Genomic DNA, 14,970 nt, shown 5'->3' with positions numbered 1-14,970 from the left:
TACCGGGGCCTTTTTTTGTATTCCCTGTCTCCATTACGAAAGGAGTGACCGCATGTTCCGCTGGTTTACACACGCGTTTGTCTGGCGTCGGGCCTTTCTCCACACTGCCGCTCGCTGGCATCATATGGTGATCCTTGAAATTGCCTTTGCGTCTACCGTATTTGTTGTCAATGCCTTCATGACCCATCAATCCCTGATCTGGTACAGCGGGCAACTCCCGTTTATCCTCTTCCCCGTATGGCTCTATGCCCCGTGGTATCAATCCCGTATCCGTCACTGGTTCCACGTCCAATAGTCGGCCTACGTATACAACTATGCACTAAAGAGCGTCGTGTGCCCTCTGAGTTCTACACGACATGCGCTGGTAGCGGACCCGGCTAAAGCCGAGGCCCGCTGCCTTTTGAGGTGTTTCTTACAACAATCACTTCAAAGGAGTGTTCAATTCATGGTTACCAACGTTATCGTTCCCACAAAGATTCTGCCTATGATGATTCACGGTGATCACATGATGAGTCAGCGCACCACGACGGCTGATCGCACCATCCACGGACATCTCTATTTGGCCCAGATCAATCATATGGCCTATTATCCTTTTCATGATTCTGATTCTGGCTTTATCACCGTCGGCGATGACACCGCTCGCGGATTGCTGTTTGTGGGCCGCGAAATCCATCGCACAGAACGCCGAGCCACATGGACCATGCTCTTTCGGCCGCTGGACATGACGTTGCCCATCGGGAGTCCCCTGGGAGCCGATCCCCTCACCATTGGAGCATCTTGGCGCTTTCCCTACGAAATTTGTGATGCGGTCGTTCGTACCATTCAGCATCATCCCACGTCATCGTTTACGGTGAACTGGTCTGAAACCGATGAGGTTTGCTGAGACAAAATTTAGCGGACCCGGCTAAAGCCGAGGCCCGCTACCTTTTGAATTGTTTCTTACAAAAATCAATGCAAAGGAGTGTTAATCTCTATGATTATTCACGCACAACATGTCATGACCAAACATGAAGCCAATGATCGGCACACTTTAGATTGGCATCTGTATTTCGCCCAATTAGATGGTATGAAATTCGTAGATCCCCATATTGATATTATTACCGATGGCACCTCTCAGGATTTTGGATTGCTGTTTGTCGGCATGTTACATACGATTGATGAAGAATGTGACGATCCCGACAGCGCTATACCGGATATCACCTACGTTTTCTATCGGCCCATCTCCGTCACTCTGTCCTCCTGTATCTTATACGGCCCGTTTGACTTCGATGTCAATGTGGATCATAACTTTGCCGATCCCATCTCCGACGCTATCAAAACCCAGGTTCAAGCGCATCCCGGGACTTCCTTCACTATTACTGTCACCGCCGCGCCTACGCCACCCGTTCCTCAGCGAGCTCGCTAAATCGTAGAATGCGCTGCCTCGCAGATTTTTAGCGGGCCCGGCCCAAGCCGAGGCCCGCTAGCCCTTTTAGTTGTTTCATCCAAAAACCCTTAAAGGAGTGTTGTAACATGTTAAACAAAGTGATCTTGATTGGCCGTCTCACCCGGGATCCCGAACTGCGGATGCTGGGCAATGGCACCCCCGTGACCCGCTTTACCGTCGCCGTGGATCGCCCCTTCACCAACGCCCAAGGTCAGCGTGAAGCCGACTTTATCGATTGTGTCGCATGGCGGAAGTTGGGTGAAATCGTCGCGGACAATCTCACCAAAGGCCGCCTCATCGCCGTGGAAGGCCGGTTGCAAATCCGCAGCTACGAGGTCCAAGATGGCAGCAAGCGCAAAGCCGCCGAAGTCGTGGCCGATACGGTACAGTTCCTCGACAGCAAAAGCAAAGCAACCGTCCCGGCCGATGGCAGTTCAGACGAGTTGCCCGATGAGTTACCCTTCTAAGATTTCCCATCCCGCGCGCAGGATATCCTGCGCGCCTTTTTTTCTGAGGAGGTTCCTACCATGTCCACCAACGGTTTTGTCGGCATTGGCACCCCCACGCAGTGGACCGCCTGCTACAATCATTCTGACTCGTATCCCACCGGCTTGGGCCGCGAGGTGTGGCAGAATCTGCAAGACTTTCGGACCCGCGACCACACGCTCGACAGGTTTGTGGAAACCCTGCTGCATGCCACAGATTGGCGCGACGTCAGAACCCAAGGCGTTTGCCCTTATTGCGGTCACGTCCGTCCGTATCCCCACACCCTGGGCGGCGTCCTCGCCCTCTGGGATTATCAACAGCGTCTTACAGAGCCGGAGACCTTCTCCGCTGAGATTACCGCAGCCCTCAACACCCTCGCTCTCAACCAGATCCTCACGGGCTATCCTGATCCCTATGGACACTATCATCAACACGATCCCGAACGCTCTGACGACGACGACGCAGCGATTACACCGGATACATGTGACTGGCTCTTTATGGAGTGGGGATATCTCATCGATCCCACCCAAAATCTCTTCCACGTCTTCGTCGGGTGCATTCGGACTCCCCTCACCTATACCGTGGATATCTATCGCCCCAACGGCTCCCGCGAAATTTGGGCTGACAAACCCCGCTATACGGGCGTCTTAGCCGGATCCTATGACATTACCGGCCCCGAACCCATCTGGCCACTCGTCGACCGCATGGGCCGTACCCTACGGACTCAGTTGGCCGCCGAATTCGCTGCGAATCCCGACCATCTCTTGTTGGACGCCGTACGCGCTCAGCCGTCCCGTGAAGTCTGGGACCAGCGCGACCCCACGTCGTTTTAAGAGACGGCTCACCCCCTGAAGTTCCGTCTGACTATCCACCTGTGGGTGTAGCGTTTGTGTACGCAATCCATCCCTTTCACCTGCGGACGAGTCTCGTGGCTCGTATGCCTGCCATACCTTCTCCGTCTATCACCCCCTGATCGGGGGCGATACAAGCCTTGGTGTTCTTCATACCCTACCTCAAAGGAGCGGATCACCAATGAGTTCGACACGCGTTGTCCATTGCAAAAAGGCGGCCTATGACGTGTATATCGGACGACCCTCAAAGTGGGGCAACCCTTTTTCTCACAAACCGGGGACGAAAGCCCAATTCGTCGTGGCATCGCGAGACGCTGCCATTGCTGCTTACCGGGAGTGGATTTTACATCAGCCAGAGCTTTTGGCGGCCTTACCAGAACTGAAAGGAAAAACCCTCGGCTGTTGGTGCAAACCTCACTCATGTCACGGCGACGTGTTAGCAGAATTGGCTGATCAGCTTTAACGCACGTTATCCCGCCCCTCAGGGGGCGGGGTTTCGTTCTTCTGCTACAACCCTTGTTGGACACCGTGCGGGCTCGCCCGTCCCGTGAAGCGCGCGTTCTTGATGTACCCCGTCCTCCCATCATGGCGCAGCCCGGCGAGATGACGGGCTCGACCGCAACGCGGCTCCCCGTGTTGAGTGCCGTCGTGGTTGGACAGGCATCGTCTGGGTTCATTTGGAACACCTGGTGCCTGAGTCGGGGCAGGACCGGCCGCCACGGTTGCGAATGTTTTAGTTTGGTTTGGTTGCATTTGGCGGGATTGGGGCTCGGGGCAACGAGCCCCAATCCCGCCAAAAACCCGTCTGACCCGGTGTGACAGCATCGCGCGATCGCGGTGTAAGGCGCTTCCTTAACCAAAGGAAGTACGCACCTGTTGCGCCTTAAACCCCATGACCTGACGAGACAGCGCGGCGAGATCGCGGCGTAAGGCGCTCTCTCCGGCCCGAGAGAGTACGCACCTGTTTCGTCAGCGCGTGATGGGGATGATGATGTTTCAACGACCGCTTCGTGCGACAATCCCCCCGTCACCAGACGGGGGGATTTTTTTGTTTATCTTCGCTTTTCAATATCCTTTCCGCATGGAAACTGGATAAAACCCTGTTTTCTCCGCTTCTTGGCATCCTTCTCTAGCCCGCCCTCGCGGCCGGGCTGGCTGTCCCTTCGGTTTATGGTTGGCATTTTGATGCGACCTGTTCACAATGGTTGGCATAATAAAATGCCAACCATTGCGCATTCATGACCGGAGGTGAACTCATGCCGCTGAATCGTTGGACCTTTACCGCCTATGACCCCCTGGATCCCTGTCAAGCCACGGTCTTGACGGCGTGGCTCAAAACAGCGCTCGCGCCCCCCCATCCCATCCTGCTGGATGCCGGCGCCTGTCCCGCGATTCCTTTCACCTTCTGGCACACGGTCTGTGCGGCCTTATCCTGGACCGAACGTGTGGACTTGATCAGCCGCTTGACCCTCCACCAGATGACGCCACGCAGTCGCCGGGCCTTGCTTCGCGCCCTGCGGCATACGCCCTATGCCGGACGTCTCACAAGGCAATCCGCTATTTCGTAATTTCATTCTTCTCACTGATAGAAGCTAGGACGGTGATCATGATGCTCCCTGACGAGATTCTGCTCCACTTTGTTAATCAAGCCGCCGGCCAGTCCGTCGTTCTGACCCCCAAACGCCTCCAGCGGCTGGTGTACCTGTTGCAAACGGAAGGCGCCACTCCTTTAGGCTACCCTTTCGGCATTTCCTATTACGGACCGTTTAGCCCGGCCCTCGCGAAGCGGCTCGAATACCTGGCCAGCGACTTCCGGTTGTCCTGGACCCGCCTGCCCGATGGTCACATTCATATCCGCCCCGCCGAGAGTGCCCCCGCTCTGGCGCCGCTTCCGCCGTCCGTCGCACACGCCATGACCCTCATTCTCTCTCACTACGGCTCTATGACGCTCCCCGCTTTGATCGTCTACACCACCGCGCACTTTCTCTATCATCGGAGCCATCTTCACGAATTTGGTCCCCTGCTCGCCCAAACCCGCGCGTACCAAGGTGCTCTCGGCTCCGGCTTGTGTCAGTGGGCCGTGACGCGCGTGCTCTTTATGGCACACAATCCCCTCATTCCGCCTCCGCCTTCCGACAAATCGTGACCTATCCCGTGTTCCCACACATCCCCTCACGGACGCCTAAAAACAGAAAGGAGCAAACACCCCCGATGGAATCTCAAGCTTGGACTCAAGGTGTCCTGCTGCCCGCCAATACGTTGACCACCTGTCCCAAATGCGGTGCGCAAACGCTGACACGACGTTATACCCCCGCTAGCCACGAAGTCTATCAAAACGGAATCCGCATTCATGGCGTCGGCGGATCCAGCAGCACAGCCTGCGTCAAAATCCCCGAACACCTGACGGTGACGTGCGCCGCGTGTCGCTATGAAACCTGGGAATGGTGCCACGATCTGTCCGTGACCGCGTTTGAAACGTTATTAGACACCTTAAAAGACCGGCGGCTGCTCTCTCTCGACCAGGTGCGGATCTGGCAAGACGCCTTTTACAATTAAGATTTCCTGATGGTTTGAGGAGGGATCCCATGTCTCCCACAGCCCGGACTCGCCTGCACGCCGCTTATACGGCCTGTCGCCAGGTGGGTCTGCCATCCAACACCGTAACCGCCTTCGCCCGCGCCGTGTTTCCTGCACCCTCATCCACCTGGACCGCCACCCAACAGCTTTTTGTGGCGTTATGGCTCTCCCTCACCGCTATGATCTGTGAGCAGGATTCTCGCCACGTAACGGCCTTTATCGCCTTGACGCCCGTGTTGCAGACAGATCCGCCTGACGGCGTGAGCCAATGGCTTGCCCAATGCTTTCACGCCCTCACAGCCCGCGATCCCACGTGGGCCGATCACCTGCGCCAGGTGTTACGCCACGCGCTCCTTACGCCATAACGCCATCCGTTTCGACTTGTGCTATACTCAGCTCACCCCATCATCTGTTTCGGAGGATTGTCTCATGATTCCTGAACCCTTTGCCGCCGCTTTAGCCGCCACCCATCAGATCTATCAAGACCGCTATCTCTGGCGCATCGAACCGACGTCTAGTCCCACCATTCATTACGTGGGACTCCATAGCGAAACCTTGCAAGCCCTCGGGTTTAACGTGTATTGTGTACCCGATGAGGGCCTGTCTCCCCGGTGTCTCACCCGTCCTAGTCGTCAACTCTTTACCGCCAGTGCCCACTATGGCAGCGTGGTCTTTATTCTGCTCGCCCGTGATCGCGATCACTGGCAGCTGGTGCCCTGGCCACTATGGCCCCCCAGCTCGCGCAAAATCCGGTGGGATGAGTGGCCCGGATGGCCTGTGCCGTTGTTGCCCGATCACACCGGACCCGATTATGCCCGCTTACTCGGCCGGCTTCACACCCTCTTGCCCCTACCTTAACTCTTCCAAGAAGGTGTTCTCATGCCTCCCATTCGAGGTTGTCCCAAGCTTCGTGGAATTTCGCTAGCGCATCCTTTCTCGTGATTTAACCGATTTGCTCGGTTTTTTGTTCCGGCGTTTTGGAACACGTGGCTTTTAAGGCCGTTTGCAACACGGGAATCTCGCGATAGCCGGGGATCCGCGTCAACGTGTCTTCGATAAAAAAGCTCGCCGACGCCAACCAGCGTAAGACTTGTTGCCCATTGGTCCAATGTTTGACATTTTGCGCATGGGTCCGAAATTGACTGTTGATGGATTCCATGGCATTGGTGTTCGCCAACGTTTGGCGTAAGAGGCCCGGCAGGCCCAATCGATGGACGGTTAACGTTTCCGCCAGTCCTTCCCGGAGACTCCCAGCGGCGCCGGGATGATCCCGTTCGAGCTCTTTCGCGAGCGCTTCTAATGCCTGCGCGGCCCTGTCCGCATCCGGTTCTTGATACGCTTTCCGTAAGCGCTGGCGGACCCGATTTTCGGCCGATTTCGGCAGGTGGTCGAGCACATTCCGTTGCTTGTGGATTTGGCAGCGTTGGATGAGGACTTGGTCTCCCCAGACGTCGTGCACGGCTTTGGCTAAGGCCTTGGCCCCATCGATGACCACGAGTAATCCCTGCGCGGCCGTCAGGCCGCGAGTGATGAGATCCTGCAATAAGGCCATGACTACGGTATGATTTTCTGTCGCCCCTTCGACCAATCCCAAGACACGCTTGTGACCGTCCGCATCAATCCCTAAGGCGCCCACCACCAGATGGTCCGCTACACGCAAACCATCGATCATCACCACCACCCACGTCCGGTCATCCAACCGGCGCTGGAGAAAGCGGTCAAGGGCCTGTTGGGTGGCTTGGATAAAGCGGCGGCTCACCGTGCTTTTGCTGGGGCCTGGCTGCTCCATCGCGGCTTCAAAGGCTGCATCGGCATGGCGCTGTTGGCGGCTCGCTAAGCCATACAGCATGCGTTCCAGTACGGCTTGTGTCGCCAGCGTCGGGTCCTGAAACTGATGGTAGGTGTCTAACGGAATTTCCTCCGAGCCATCAGCGGCCCGCACCCGGGGGTGCGGAACGGAGATTTTGCGATCCCCCAAAAAGACGCTGCCGACTTCGGTCCCGTGTCGGACCGCTTGGCGTTGCGGATCATGACGGCCTTTAGGCCCTGCCAACTGCTCCACCTCGGCCGCCATCATCTGTTGCAAAACCTGCAATCCGACCCGGATCGACAGCGCCAATAACCCGTCTTCGGCATCCTGGAGGATGTCCACCCACGGCACCGTCACCGACTGTTCGGGAAGCGATTTTTTCTTTATACTGGTAGTCACTAGCGATTCCTCCTCAAGATGGGTTCAGACCTCTCTAGTAAACCAGAGAGCCATCAGGATCGCTAGTTTCAATTTCCACGAAAAATGGGGCATTCTCCTCCCATTCCCTTTCCCTGGCCGCATGATCCGACCGTTCGGGGCTGGTGGCTCGATATCACATGGCCGGTCACTCCCGCCGATCACACCACCCTCTCCTGGATGGTCCAACAATTCCCCGGTGGTCCGCCTCACCGGTCCGATTACGTCACGCTGATGCAGCACTGGGACCACGATCACGGCTTGACGGATGCCGCTTCTCCCCTTCCCCACTGGGGTTGGTGGTTTTTCTTAGCCATCGCCGGGCATCATCAATTATGGCGGCTCCTCTGGCGCGCCCAACATCATGGGGTTACCCTCACCGAGATTCACGCCACCATCCAGCTTCCTGCACTCCCTGGTGATGCGTGGTGGATGACGCATCCAATCGATCCGCCTGTCTGGGCCCATACGTGGCGCACCATCCCGTGGCCCGCTGATCCCGAGTGGCGCCATGTGCTCTGGATGACCGCTATCTGGGCAACGTGGCGCATGGAGTTTTGGAACACCTGGCGCACCTCGTCGCGCTCCCTGAACGGCACGATGACCCCCATCCGCGGGTGGCCCCGTTGGCCAGCTTGGGATGCCGCGTGGCGCTGGTGGAAACCCTATTGGGTCCAGTGCCACCGCGCCTCACTTCACACCGTGTCTTAAGGAGGTTCTTGATGATGTAGCAGCCCGCACATCCATCCCATCCCCCCACGACGGCTCCCCGGCGTTTGCCGCGCCATGTGACGCGGTGGGCCTTTTGGACCTTAAATAGGCTCGCCCACCGCGCTCGGTCCGACCCCGACGCCTTTACCGCGCTTTTCGCCCGTTTTCGCGGCTGGTTACGCCACGAAGCTACGCGCTACACCCTCCCGGGCCTCACAAGCGATGATCTGTATCAGGAAGCCAGTCTCGCGTTTTGGATCGCCGTTCAAACGTATCAACCACATTATCATCGCGTGTTTTCCGCGTGGGCCCGCCACGTGGTCAAACACCGGCTCGCCACCGCCGCTCGCATGGCGTCGCGGCTTAAACATCGGCCTCTGAATACCGCCGCATCTCTCAACGCCCCTCTTTATCCTCATCATGATCGCCAGCTCGCCGACTCGCTCGTTGATCCGGGCCACAATCCCAGCGACACCTGGGAGACCCAGGAACTATGGGCCGAACTTGTGCAACAAGCCGCTAATTTGGGGTTTCTGTAGCAATGGAACGAAAATGGCAATAGGATTGGGTACCTACTCATCCAACGACGATAGTGGCCGGAGATGACCTTGCGCGACGACCTCGGGGACCTCGAAGGAGTAGTGCCCCAACATGGTAATGTGGTCATGCCCGAGCGGGGAGAGACGCGCCACGTCGTCGTCCAACACCGTGGTTCCGCGCTGGCGGATTAATGCCAGCGCCTGTTCCATGTATCGCGTATTCCACAGCACAATGGCATTGACGACCAACCCCAGCGCGTTCAGTTGATCCTCTTGACCTTCGCGGTAGGCTTGATGCAATTCGCCCCGTTTCCCGTAGAACACCGTCCGGGCGAGACTGTGTCGCGCTTCGCCCCGATTCAGCTGGGTGAGAATCCGCCGCCGGTAGCTTTCGTCATCCAAATAAGCCAACAGGTACCGAGTTTTGTAAATCCGACCGAGTTCCCCGATGGCGCGCCCCAGCAGGGTCGGTCGCCCCCCGTGCTGCAGAGCTTGAATCAGTGCGGTGGCATTCACGGTCCCCCACTTCAACGATCCCGCGACCCGCAACATGTCGTCCCAATGGCGGAGAATGAGGTCGGCACGAATGCGCTGGCGGGCCAGGCGATTGAGCACCCCGTAATCGGCCTCCGCATCGATGCGCCAAAAGCGGGCCTCGCCGATATCGGCGAGACGTGGGCTGAATTGGTAGCCCAGCAACCCAAACAGGCCAAAAATCAGATCGCTGTACCCGGCCGTATCCGTCATGATTTCGTGGGGATGCAGTCCGGTTTGCTGGTCAAGGACCCCTTCTAACACGTTCAGGGAGTCGCGAAGAGTCCCGGCGATGACTAAGGCATTAAATCCACTAAACTGGTCGCTGGTAAAGTTGTAATAGGTGACGCCCCGGCCCGCGCCGAAATACTTCGGGTTAGCGCCGGCATGCAGGGTGCGAACTGGCACGACAAAGCGCAGACCATCGGCCGAGGCGACCTCGCCTTGCCCCCAGATCTGCGCGAGCGGGCGTTGCGCATGGTAGTCCACCAATAAGGTGTTGGCGGCCGTGAGCGTTTCAGCCCGGACGTAATTTTGCGCCACCCAGGTGAGCCGATCATATTCCAACGCCGGGATCCCCGCATGTACCACGGGGTCGAGACCGATATTGCACGCCTGCGCCAGTAGAACGGCACAGACACTGAGCGCCAAATCCTTGACCCGTTCGCCCCCCTGACTTACGTGGGTGAAGGCGTCGGCAAAGCCTGTCCAGTGATGGACTTCCAGAAGTAAATCCGGCAACGTGGGCCGCGGAAGCAAGCTCGCCACCCGGCTCCGTAGCCGGCGCAGAGAGACCGGGTCCTCCAGCCGGTCTAGCGGGCTCAACACCAGGCGGTCTTTACCCGCAAACGCTTCCAGTCGGACGGCGGGATTGGTTTCCCAATGCGCGGCGGTCGTTTGGTAAGCCGTGTCGAGCGCCTCTCGCAACGGGCCTAAGGCCGATTCCGCATCTGCAGCCCAGTTGAGCGTGCGTAGAACCTGCGGGCGTACCGCCTCCCACGCCGCGCCTTGCAGGAGTTGGGACCGGGGATCGCCATAGCGTTCGCTCGGGGTGACATACAGGTCGTGCGACTGCATCAATTCCAGCATCCGGAACAACACCCAGAAGGTATAAGCTTTCTTCGACACCCGGCCGTTTTCCCCCACGACGACGGCTCGCCAGGTGGTCGTCATGCCGGTCATGGGCGCTTCGGGCCAACTCCGCGTGGCATGGCCTTCGTGATCCCGGAGAAAGTGCCAGGCCTCTAAGGTGCCTTGACCCGCCGGTGTCGCCTGCCAGGGCATGGTGGCGAGGAGTCGTGGGAGTACCTGACGAATCATCGGGTAGTGGGGCCAGAGCTCCTGGAATGCGATCCTTTGATCCGGCGGATGGGTCAACGTATCCACCTGGCGGATGGCGGTGGCGAGCGCCTCCTTTGACACCCGGGCAAAAATGGCGGTCCGTAAATCCGTTTTGGGATCCTCGTCTTGCAGGAGGACCGCACACGCCTCGCGCAGCGCGCGGGCCGCCGCATCCAAGTCCCGGAGCGTGCGCAGTCGTTTTTTGTCGGAACGGCGCTGCGTGCGGGCGGACAGCTCGGTCAGGTAGCGGTCAAAGAGTGCAATTACGTCATCTTGGGCCCGCATCGTGAAGACGACGACAAAGGCTACGAGGGTCGCCAGCCGCCGGTCCGGCGGCATCCGATCCAGTGCTTGCGCCCGGACCGTGGCCGCATGACGCGCCAAGGCGGCCAATCGCGTTGGGGGAATAGCGCGGAGGTTCCAGCCCGCGGCCCCGAACGCCCGCAGCTGATCGAGCCGGTCGAGGGCGTAGTGGAATCCTCGAATGCTGGGGCGGGTGGGCGCACGGCGGAGCCCATCCAGCGCGGTTTGGCGGGTCTTGGGGTCGACGGCTAAGATGCTTTCCAACGCGTCTCGTTGGGTGGCACTCGGCACGGCGGCGAGACGCCGCCAGAGTCGTCCTTGGGCCCGATCGCGGACCTGGGCTACCAGCCGGGTGAGGGTGGTCACCCCGGGCAAGAGAATTTTGTGTTCCACGAGATACGCCGTTGCCCGATCAAACAACACGCTCGGACGTTCGGCCGTGAGCCAGGCGCGCTGGTATAACCACCGCACCACACGCCAGTGGCCGGGTTGGGCCTCAAAGGGTTGATATTCGTACAACGCCGTCATCCGGAGGGTATGCTCTCGACGGGTACGACTACTCCCGTATCGCGCCATACCATCGGGAACGGCCATGGCCAACTGGCCAGCAACATAATCGATAACCGCCGTGGGGATGGTCGTCCAGTCCTCCACAAACGTGCCGAGAAACCGGAGGGTCCCCAGTTGCACCGCCCATCCCAGCTGTTGACGATCCCCGCGGAGCGGACGAAGGAATTGGCGATCCGTATCGTCCAGATAGAAATACTGGGCGAGTTGGGCCGGGGACGGGTCGCCGGCATACTGGCCGTATTGCGTCGCCTGCTCCTCGGTGAGGAAATTGACCGGCGTGGGAATCCCTCCTCCCGTGGGAAATTGCGCTCATGTCTCACATGGGTACACCCAGTTAAGACAGGTTGCCAGCTACGGGTTGTCGCCGTTTCCGGCGTATCGTATGCTTGTCTCATTAATCATACCGAAACGGGAGCGAAAACCCCATGATTTACGGCTATGCCCGGGTGAGTTCGACCACCCAAAGTCTGGACACGCAGGTCGCGCAATTGACCGCCTACGGCTGCGAGAAAATTTTCCAAGAAAAGTTGTCCGGGCGATCCCTCAAACATCGCACCCAATTTTCGGCGCTCCTTGATCGCCTCACGATGGGTGACACGGTCGTGGTCACGAAACTGGACCGCTTTGCCCACAGTACGCAAGATGCCCTCAATACCATGGCGACCTTGACCGAGCGGGGGGTGTCGCTCGTCGTCTTGAATATGGGCGGGGATGTGGTCGACACGTCCACCGCGATTGGCAAGCTCCTTATCACGGTGTTGGCCGGGATTGCCGAATTTGAGGCCGACCTGATCAAGGAACGTCAGCTCGAAGGCATTGCCGCGGCCAAAGCCCGTGGGGTCTACAAAGGACGTCCCCGGACCTACACGGCCCATCACAAAGGCCTCGCCCATGCGCTGGAACTCTTGGCGGCCCGGGATCGCAATCATCTGACGGTCAATGATATTTGTGCGATGACGCAGGTGAGTCGCGCAACATTGTATCGTTTAGCACGCCAGATCGGGCACCCGGAATAGGGCGCTAGGAAGAGGGCTGAACGGTGCCGTTCAGCCCCATCGTTACGGTACTAACGCCCCCGAATGTCCCGAAACCTTCCTCCCACGACGACCCATCCGGAAGGCATCGCAAGGTCCGCAAATGCTTCCGGAATGGACCGCATGGTGTGGTGATACCCACCGCGGTCCCGTATAATTGGCCATGAATACCAACGGCGGTGCGGTGTTCCCAAGGAGTAGGTCGGCGCGGGGACGGATGGTCCGGGCGGACTCCCGTAGCATCGTCCACGAGAGGAGTGGATCGGAATGGAAGCCCTACAGATGGCGCGTCGTGCGCTCCGGTTGGAGTGGGTGTCCATCGGTTGGATAATCATTGAAGCCACCGGCGCTCTCTGGGCGGGAGTCCAAGCCCACTCCGTCGCGTTAACCGGGTTCGGTGCCGATAGTCTGATTGAGCAGCTATCCGCCGGCATTTTAGTTCAGCGGTTGACGCTCCAGGTGCGCGGGGGCGATGCCGAAACCGTGGAGGCGGCTGAGCATCGCGCTGCCCGATGGGCCGCCGGCCTCTTGGGCCTATTGGCGCTGTACCTTGTTGGGGCGGCGGCGTGGGAGCTGTTCGGCCATCTCCACGAAACCGCGAGTCCCTTGGGAATGATCTTGGCGGCGGTTTCTGTCGCGCTGATGGTCTGGCTGGCCCGATCCAAACGGGTGCTGGGGCAGGCCTTGGGCAGCGCAGCCTTGCAGGCCGACGCCGCCGAAAGCGTGGTGTGTGCGTGGATGGCGGCCACGGCCTTGGTGAGTCTGGCCGCGAATTGGGCCTTTCACTGGACATGGGTCGATCCCCTGGCCGCTTTACTGATCGCCTATTGGGTGGTCCGGGAAGCGCGGGAGGCCTGGGAAGAAGCGCACGAAGAATGACCGCGTCGATGGTCAAAAGAACCCCACGAAGTCCTGTACGCTAAACCACCTGGCGGCACGTTCTGCTTATTCGCCCCCAATCGCCCGTGATTCACCACGTTAGGAGCCATAAAATTTTAACCTACGACCTCTGAGTGATCGGCATTGACATGGGGCCGGATAATGTAGTTCCACTGTGAATTTTGATCGTCGGGTCGTTCAATGTTCAACGCTGCTAAGGCCTCCTTATCGATCGTTTTTCCGGTCGCATAGGCGTTGGTGTCCAACGCAGCCTGAATTTTTAGACCGGTCTTGGTACGCGTATGCCCAATTAATTTCACGACGATGGCGTGGCTCGTGAGGGGGCGTCCGCGCCAATTGAGACTGATGGCCGAAAACATGCGGTGCTCGATGCGATTCCACTTGCTCGTGCCGGGCGGAAAGTGACTGACCCGCAGGGTGAGGCCTGTCTCGTCCGCGAACTTCTGTAGTTCGAGCTTGAAGCCGTGGAGCCGATACCCGTTACTACCACCCCCGTCGGGGGTGATGAAAAGCTCGGTCGCGTTTGGGTAGGCAGTACGGCCCATCTGGTCCCACCATTGGCGGATACTCGCGACGGCGAACTCGGCCGTATCGTGATCAATCCCCACACTCACCCAACCGGTGTTGCTCACCGGATCATAAATACCATACGGGATGGCCTTACCGAGCGCCGGGTCGGGAAAGTCATGCGCATTCACTGCGACGGGCTCGCCCGTCGGCTGATATTCTTGGCCCCCGTTTTTAAAGTTGCCGATGGTTTCCTTCTTTTTGGCGTCCACGGAAATCACCGGCTGGCCGCGGTCTTGAAAATCCTGGGCTTGCGCGGCAATGTACTGAAATTGTTGGTCGCGGTCCGGGTGATCGCTCCCCCGGTCGAATCGCTTGCGATTCGCTTGCATCGAATAACCTTCGGCAGCTAGCAAGCGGGAGACCGTCTTCCCACTTACCGGCATCCCTTGTGTCGTCAGCTCATCCGCCAGATGACTGAGACTCTTCGAGGTCCACAGTAAGGGCGATTCCGGATCCCCTTGTGTATCCGCTTCCACCAGTTTGCGTAAGGCAGGAACCAGATCCGGATAAATCTCGGTAATCTCCTTACGGCCGCCGCCGTGGCGGCGGATTCTCTCGGCCGGAAGAGCCACGTCACCGCGCAGTTGTGCGACGCCGAGTTGTAGGGTATCCATGGCCAGCCCCGTGATCCCCCGAACGGCACTGTGACTGCCTGCTCCTAGCGACAACGCCATCGCTGCCCCTACGAGCCGAGTGGACTTCTCATCGAGATGGCCGGCTAACAGTTCAAACATCCGACGATAATGCTCTCGCTCCGCCTCGTTCCAATCAAAAGCCTGCATCGTGTTCGCTCCCTTGTTAGAGTTTCCCAACGCAGCATAACAAGACGTAGAGCCAATGTCCAGCAAATGTTCCTATTCGTATGTTGTAATTTCAGGTCTCCTTAAGGAAATAAACGGCG

At 58.6% G+C, this 14,970-nt stretch carries 18 protein-coding genes; 15 read left to right on the top strand and 3 right to left on the bottom strand.

Annotation, left to right across the window (positions count from 1 at the left end; genetic code table 11):
* Positions 1-52: 52 nt before the first annotated feature.
* From B8987_RS19500 to B8987_RS18590, 11 genes are all read left to right on the top strand, one after another.
* Positions 53-295, top strand: coding sequence for a hypothetical protein (locus B8987_RS19500; protein WP_139793609.1), 243 nt, complete (start codon positions 53-55; stop codon positions 293-295).
* 150 nt (positions 296-445) lie between these two features.
* Positions 446-883: a hypothetical protein gene (locus B8987_RS18640; protein ID WP_084662201.1), complete on the top strand. Its 438-nt coding sequence runs from the start codon at positions 446-448 to the stop codon at positions 881-883.
* A gap of 90 nt (positions 884-973) precedes the next feature.
* Complete coding sequence (locus B8987_RS18635) at positions 974-1,405, top strand: hypothetical protein (RefSeq protein ID WP_084662199.1); 432 nt, start codon at positions 974-976, stop codon at positions 1,403-1,405.
* Positions 1,406-1,512: 107 nt separating this feature from the next.
* Entirely contained in the window at positions 1,513-1,893 is a 381-nt protein-coding gene (locus B8987_RS18630; RefSeq protein WP_084662197.1) for a single-stranded DNA-binding protein, read from the top strand.
* A gap of 60 nt (positions 1,894-1,953) precedes the next feature.
* Positions 1,954-2,745 (top strand): hypothetical protein, encoded by a 792-nt coding sequence (locus B8987_RS18625; RefSeq protein ID WP_084662195.1) that lies wholly within the window; start codon positions 1,954-1,956, stop codon positions 2,743-2,745.
* Positions 2,746-2,944: 199 nt separating this feature from the next.
* Entirely contained in the window at positions 2,945-3,226 is a 282-nt protein-coding gene (locus B8987_RS18620; RefSeq protein ID WP_084662193.1) for a DUF4326 domain-containing protein, read from the top strand.
* A 793-nt stretch (positions 3,227-4,019) separates the two neighbouring features.
* Entirely contained in the window at positions 4,020-4,331 is a 312-nt protein-coding gene (locus tag B8987_RS18610; protein ID WP_084662189.1) for a hypothetical protein, read from the top strand.
* A gap of 38 nt (positions 4,332-4,369) precedes the next feature.
* Complete coding sequence (locus B8987_RS18605; protein ID WP_084662187.1) at positions 4,370-4,909, top strand: hypothetical protein; 540 nt, start codon at positions 4,370-4,372, stop codon at positions 4,907-4,909.
* 65 nt (positions 4,910-4,974) lie between these two features.
* Positions 4,975-5,319, top strand: a complete 345-nt coding sequence (locus tag B8987_RS18600) for a hypothetical protein (RefSeq protein ID WP_084662185.1) — start codon at positions 4,975-4,977, stop codon at positions 5,317-5,319.
* 29 nt (positions 5,320-5,348) lie between these two features.
* Positions 5,349-5,705 carry a hypothetical protein gene (locus B8987_RS18595; RefSeq protein ID WP_084662183.1) on the top strand — a complete coding sequence of 119 codons (357 nt, stop codon included), beginning with the start codon at positions 5,349-5,351 and terminating at the stop codon, positions 5,703-5,705.
* A 64-nt stretch (positions 5,706-5,769) separates the two neighbouring features.
* A complete protein-coding gene (locus B8987_RS18590; RefSeq protein ID WP_084662181.1) occupies positions 5,770-6,198 on the top strand; it encodes a hypothetical protein in 429 nt (142 codons plus the stop codon).
* A gap of 85 nt (positions 6,199-6,283) precedes the next feature.
* Here the strand turns inward: B8987_RS18590 and B8987_RS18585 are convergent, their stop codons facing one another.
* A complete protein-coding gene (locus tag B8987_RS18585) occupies positions 6,284-7,549 on the bottom strand; it encodes an IS256 family transposase (protein ID WP_084661984.1) in 1,266 nt (421 codons plus the stop codon).
* 84 nt (positions 7,550-7,633) lie between these two features.
* On the opposite strand from B8987_RS18585, the gene B8987_RS18580 reads away from it, so the two are divergent.
* A complete protein-coding gene (locus B8987_RS18580) occupies positions 7,634-8,278 on the top strand; it encodes a hypothetical protein (RefSeq protein WP_139793608.1) in 645 nt (214 codons plus the stop codon).
* A gap of 77 nt (positions 8,279-8,355) precedes the next feature.
* On the top strand, positions 8,356-8,817 hold the full coding sequence (locus B8987_RS18575) for a sigma factor (protein WP_176213292.1): 462 nt from the start codon (positions 8,356-8,358) through the stop codon (positions 8,815-8,817).
* A gap of 33 nt (positions 8,818-8,850) precedes the next feature.
* On the opposite strand, the gene B8987_RS18570 is transcribed toward B8987_RS18575, so the two are convergent.
* The gene (locus B8987_RS18570; RefSeq protein WP_084662175.1) at positions 8,851-11,850 is read right to left on the bottom strand and encodes a Tn3 family transposase; all 3,000 of its coding nucleotides are present in this window, start codon (positions 11,848-11,850) and stop codon (positions 8,851-8,853) included.
* 140 nt (positions 11,851-11,990) lie between these two features.
* Between B8987_RS18570 and B8987_RS18565 the strand changes: the two genes are divergently transcribed.
* Both B8987_RS18565 and B8987_RS18560 read left to right on the top strand, forming a co-directional pair.
* Positions 11,991-12,581 carry a recombinase family protein gene (locus B8987_RS18565; RefSeq protein WP_084662173.1) on the top strand — a complete coding sequence of 197 codons (591 nt, stop codon included), beginning with the start codon at positions 11,991-11,993 and terminating at the stop codon, positions 12,579-12,581.
* Between the two features lie 285 nt (positions 12,582-12,866).
* On the top strand, positions 12,867-13,478 hold the full coding sequence (locus B8987_RS18560) for a cation efflux transmembrane domain-containing protein (protein WP_084662171.1): 612 nt from the start codon (positions 12,867-12,869) through the stop codon (positions 13,476-13,478).
* 116 nt (positions 13,479-13,594) lie between these two features.
* On the opposite strand, the gene B8987_RS18555 is transcribed toward B8987_RS18560, so the two are convergent.
* Positions 13,595-14,851: an ISAzo13 family transposase gene (locus B8987_RS18555; RefSeq protein WP_423242305.1), complete on the bottom strand. Its 1,257-nt coding sequence runs from the start codon at positions 14,849-14,851 to the stop codon at positions 13,595-13,597.
* Positions 14,852-14,970: the final 119 nt, after the last annotated feature.

It is taken from the genome of Sulfobacillus thermosulfidooxidans DSM 9293 (assembly GCF_900176145.1).
In the GTDB taxonomy this organism is placed as follows: Bacteria; Bacillota; Sulfobacillia; order Sulfobacillales; family Sulfobacillaceae; genus Sulfobacillus; species Sulfobacillus thermosulfidooxidans.
Note: the sequence above shows the minus strand (reverse complement) of the source record. Positions and strands in the feature narration are given on the sequence as shown.

Coding starts and splice junctions, on each gene's coding strand:
- B8987_RS18625 (WP_084662195.1), top strand. CDS start 1,954: ATGTCCACCAACGGTTTTGTCGGCATTGGCACCCCCACGCAGTGGACC.
- B8987_RS18595 (WP_084662183.1), top strand. CDS start 5,349: ATGTCTCCCACAGCCCGGACTCGCCTGCACGCCGCTTATACGGCCTGT.
- B8987_RS18560 (WP_084662171.1), top strand. CDS start 12,867: ATGGAAGCCCTACAGATGGCGCGTCGTGCGCTCCGGTTGGAGTGGGTG.
- B8987_RS18640 (WP_084662201.1), top strand. CDS start 446: ATGGTTACCAACGTTATCGTTCCCACAAAGATTCTGCCTATGATGATT.
- B8987_RS18590 (WP_084662181.1), top strand. CDS start 5,770: ATGATTCCTGAACCCTTTGCCGCCGCTTTAGCCGCCACCCATCAGATC.
- B8987_RS18600 (WP_084662185.1), top strand. CDS start 4,975: ATGGAATCTCAAGCTTGGACTCAAGGTGTCCTGCTGCCCGCCAATACG.
- B8987_RS18630 (WP_084662197.1), top strand. CDS start 1,513: ATGTTAAACAAAGTGATCTTGATTGGCCGTCTCACCCGGGATCCCGAA.
- B8987_RS18580 (WP_139793608.1), top strand. CDS start 7,634: ATGGGGCATTCTCCTCCCATTCCCTTTCCCTGGCCGCATGATCCGACC.
- B8987_RS19500 (WP_139793609.1), top strand. CDS start 53: ATGTTCCGCTGGTTTACACACGCGTTTGTCTGGCGTCGGGCCTTTCTC.
- B8987_RS18610 (WP_084662189.1), top strand. CDS start 4,020: ATGCCGCTGAATCGTTGGACCTTTACCGCCTATGACCCCCTGGATCCC.
- B8987_RS18605 (WP_084662187.1), top strand. CDS start 4,370: ATGATGCTCCCTGACGAGATTCTGCTCCACTTTGTTAATCAAGCCGCC.
- B8987_RS18565 (WP_084662173.1), top strand. CDS start 11,991: ATGATTTACGGCTATGCCCGGGTGAGTTCGACCACCCAAAGTCTGGAC.
- B8987_RS18620 (WP_084662193.1), top strand. CDS start 2,945: ATGAGTTCGACACGCGTTGTCCATTGCAAAAAGGCGGCCTATGACGTG.
- B8987_RS18555 (WP_423242305.1), bottom strand. CDS start 14,851: ATGCAGGCTTTTGATTGGAACGAGGCGGAGCGAGAGCATTATCGTCGG.
- B8987_RS18635 (WP_084662199.1), top strand. CDS start 974: ATGATTATTCACGCACAACATGTCATGACCAAACATGAAGCCAATGAT.